A 4,267-nucleotide genomic window follows, 5' to 3' on the forward strand; every position below is an offset into this window, starting at 1 on the left:
CGGCCACAGCCCCTTTGAGCGCTGGTGACCACTCCTGCCTGCTGTCCACCAGTTTCGCCATGGCCCACAGCAGGTTAGCGATTTCCTGTGGTTTAAAGTTAGCTTTCTGTGCAATCACGTGGGGCAACAGCGCGACCAGAGCCTCTTTGAGTTCTGGTGTCCTGTCCTGCCCGTTGTCCACCAGTTTCGCCATGGCCCACAGCAGGTTGGCAATTTCCTGTGGTTTAAAATTAGCTTTCTGTGCGTTCACGTGGGGCAACAGCGCAGCCACGGCCTCGTTGAACTCTGGCGTCTGCACCTGCCCGTTGTCCACCAGTTTCGCCATGGCCCACAGCAGGTTGGCGATTTCCTGTGGGTTAAAATTGGCTTTCTGTGCGTTCACGTAGGGTAACAGCGCGGCCACGGTCTTTTTGAGCCCTGGTGTCCGCTCCTGCCCGTTATCCACCAGTTTCGCCATGGCCCACAGCAGGTTGGCGATTTCCTGTGGGTTAAAATTGGCTTTCTGTGCGTTCACGTAGGGTAACAGCACGACCACGGGCTCTTGGAACTCTGTTGTTTGCAACTGCCCGTCGTCCACCAGTTTCGCCATGGCCCACAGCAGGTTGGTGATAGCCTGTAGTTTAAAGTGAGCTTTCTGTGCGTTTACCTGGGGCAACAGCGCGGCCACAGTCTCTTTGAGTGCTGGTGTTTGCTTCTGCCCGTTGTCCACCAGTTTCGCTATGGCCCAAAGCAGGTTGGTGATCCCCTGGGCAGTAAATTGGTCTTTCTGTGCGTTCACGTAGGGCAGCAGCGCGGCCACGGCCTCGTTGAGCTCTGGTGTCCGCTCCTGCCCGTTGTCCACCAGTTTCGCCATGGCCCACAGCAGGTTGGCGATATGCTGAGGACTAAACTGGTCATTCTGTGCGTTCACGTGGGGCAACAGCGCGGCTACGGTCTCGTTGAGCTCAGGTGTCTGCTTCTGCCCATTGTCCACCAGTTTCGCCATGGCCCACAGTAGGTTGGCGATACCCTGGACTTTAAACTGGGCTTTCTGTGCGTTCACGCGGGGTAACAGCGCGGCTACGGTCTCTTTGAGTTCTGGTGTCCGCTCCTGACCGTTGTCCACCAGTTTCGCCATGGCCCACAGCAGGTTGGCGATATGCTGAGGAATAAATTGGTCTTTCTGTGCGTTCACGTGGGGCAACAGCGCAGCCACGGCCTCATTGAACTCTGGTGTCTGTTCCTGCTTGTTGTCCACCAGTTTAGCCATGGCCCAGAGCAGGTTGGCGATATGCTGAGGAATAAATTGGTCTTTCTGTGCGTTCACGTGGGGCAACAGCGCAGCCACGGCCTCGTTGAACTCTGGTGTATGCTCCTGCTTGTTGTCCACCAGTTTCGCCATGGCCCACAGCAGGTTGGCGATTTCTTGTGGTTTAAAGTGAGCTTTCTGTGCGTTCACGTGGGGCAACAAGGCGGCCACGGCCTCGTTGAACTCTGGTGTTCGTTCCTGCCCGTTGTTCACCAGTTTTGCCATGGCCCACAGAAGATTGGCGACAGCCTGGGGGGCAATATCCCTGGCTGGATGTTTTTGGTTGCAGTTAAATATTATTGAATCAAATAGCGTTGACAATAAGTTAGCCTGAGTAAGTTTAACTCGCGCATCAATGGGTTTATGAAGAGTAAAAACACCCGCTGAAGTCAATGAATGAAGTGTTGTCGTCAGGCTTCGCCAATTCCAGCTCCGTGTTGCTGCGAAATTTTGCAGCAAACGCATCAGCTGGCTTTGTTCCGCTCGATTTAACGGTCTTTTAGCAGCTGACGTGTATTTTTTAAGTGAACTGGCATATTGCCCGTGATTTCTCCCATCATAGCGATGACCGAAACGATCCGATTTACTCACCAGATCATCCATTATTTCGGGTTTGATGAGGACATTAAAATCTTGAGCAGAGTTGACTGAACGGTGAATTAAATATTGAGAAGGGCGTGTGCCGGAAGAATGGTGAAATTCATTACATTCCAAGGTAGAGCGGGGGTGGCTATCCCGCTGTCTGACTTTGGCATGTCTATATTGCCCACGCCCTGAAGAAGGGGTATGGCCATTCGGTTGGTTGTAACCGTTACCTGATCTTGCGTATTGACCACTGATACCAGCAGAACGTCTATCCATAATTATATTTCATTAATTAATGAAAATATAAAAAGCAGACTGCTGTTCTGCCCAAAAGTTCATTTTGCCGAAATGTTTACTTGAGTCATGATGGGAGGAAGGCGATTACTGGCTGCCTGTTTTCTTCCTCTTTGCCGGGTTGCTTCGCTCTGCTAAATGTTCTTCACCAGTGACGTATGCAGCACCTGCCCACCCTCTTTTAAGTGAAACAGAGCCATGCTCCTGTGGCGGGATGCCTATTCTGGTCTTTATTTGATCAATATAGGGTTTCATTAAATCCTGATTCCAAAGCATGTTAACCGGGATTTCAATGACCTCAAATCCTGCTTTTTGCAACAGTGCGATTTTCAGCAGAGTCGAACCATTCCTGGTTTTGAAATCACCACCCACGTAATGAGAGGGGCCCTGAACTTCAATCACTATGTTGTGATCTGGCAGAAGCAGGTCAACCGGAGGTAATGAGTTCAGACTCTTTTCTTCGTCAATCTTCAGAGATGGAATAGATGATTGGAGTTGATTGCGGAAGTTGGATTGACGTTTTGAAACGATTGTCTGGTAATGGGGTACGACCGGGCACTCTCTGCCAAGCCAACTTGCGGCCATGGCAATGATGCGTTGATCAACTTCATTGACTGGGAATGTATTTTCCAGGTGAGTAAACAGGTCATCCATGTGTTTTTCAAGCACGTTATTTTTATTGGCATTGGAGTCTAGAGCCAACCTGGCACAGCACACCATGACTCCCCAGAGAGACATCAATATCTCTTGCTGAGAAAACTGAAGGTTCTCACTGATTCGATAGACAAGCGATTCGAACGAAGAGGTAGCCAGGTTCAGCTCAACGAGTTCACCCAGTTTGGTCGTGGCCCACAGCAGGTTGGCAATACCCTGGGCATTAAATTGGTCTTTCTGTGCGCTCACCCGGGGCAACAGTGTGGCCACGGCCTCGTTGAGCCCTGGTGTCTGCTCCTGCCCGTTATCCACCAGTTTCGCCATGGCCCACAGCAGGTTGGCGATATCCTGGGCATTAAATTGGTCTTTCTGCAGGTTCACTTGGGGCAATAACGCGGCCACTGCCTCGTTGAACTCTGGTGTCCGCTCCTGTCCGTTGTCCACCAGTTTCGCCATGGACCACAGGAGGCTGGCGATACCCTGGGGTTTAAAGTTAGTTGTTTGTACGTTCACGTGGGGCAACAGCGCGACCAGAGGCTCTTTAAGCACTGGTGTCCGATCCAGCCCGTTGTCCACCAGTTTTGCCATGGCCCACAGCAGGTTAGCGATACCCTGTGGTTTAAAGTTAGCTTTCTGTGCGTTCACGTGGGACAACAGCGCGGCCGCAGCCTCTTTGAGTTCTGGTGTATGCTCCTGTCCGATGTCCACCAGTTTTGCGATGGCCCACAGCAGGCTGGCGATACCCTTGGCATTAAATTGGTCTTTCTGTGCGTTCACGCGGGGCAACAGCGCGGCCACGGCCTTTTTGAGCCTTGGTGTGTGCTCCTGCCCGTTGTCTACCATTTTCGCCATGGCCCAAAGCAGGTTGGCGATTTCCTGTGGTTTAAAGTCAGCTTTCTGTGCGTTCACGTGGGACAACAGCGCGGCTGCAGTCTCTTTGAGCTCTGGTGTATGCTCCAGCCCAATGTCCATCAGTTTCGCCATGGCCCATAGCAGGTTGGCGATACCCTGGGCATTAAATTGGTCTTTCTGTGCGTTCACGTGGGGCAACAGCGCGGCCACGGCCTGTTTGAGTCCTGGTGTATGCTCCTGCCCGTTCTCTACCATTTTTGCCATGGCCCACAGCAGGTTGGCGATACCCTGAGGAATAAATTGGTCTTTCTGTACGTTTACGTGGGGCAACAACACGGCCACAGCCTCTTTGAGCTCTGCTGTCCGCTCCTGCCCGTTGTCCACCAGTTTCGCCATGGCCCACAGCAGGTTAGCGATACCCTGTGGTGTAAAGTTGGCTTTCTGTGCGCTCACTTGGGGCAACAGCGCGGCCATGGTTTCGTTAAACCCTGGCGTCCACTGTGGCCCGTTGTCCACCAGTTTCGCCATGGCCCACAGCAGGTTAGCGATACCCTGTGGTGTAAAGTTGGCTTTCTGTGCGCTCACTTGGGGCAA

General features: G+C 52.4%; 2 protein-coding genes. Both read right to left on the reverse strand.

Annotation, left to right across the window (positions count from 1 at the left end; genetic code table 11):
- Window positions 1–2,149: DUF1601 domain-containing protein (locus ACO6VE_RS23910; protein WP_422463951.1), on the reverse strand; the 2,149-nt coding region annotated here is incomplete at its 3' end.
- Window positions 2,150–2,254: 105 nt separating this feature from the next.
- The coding region (locus ACO6VE_RS23915; protein ID WP_422463953.1) for a DUF1601 domain-containing protein at window positions 2,255–4,267 on the reverse strand (2,013 nt) is incomplete at its 5' end.

Source organism: Endozoicomonas sp. ALB115 (assembly GCF_049310245.1).
Lineage (GTDB): Bacteria > Pseudomonadota > Gammaproteobacteria > Pseudomonadales > Endozoicomonadaceae > Endozoicomonas.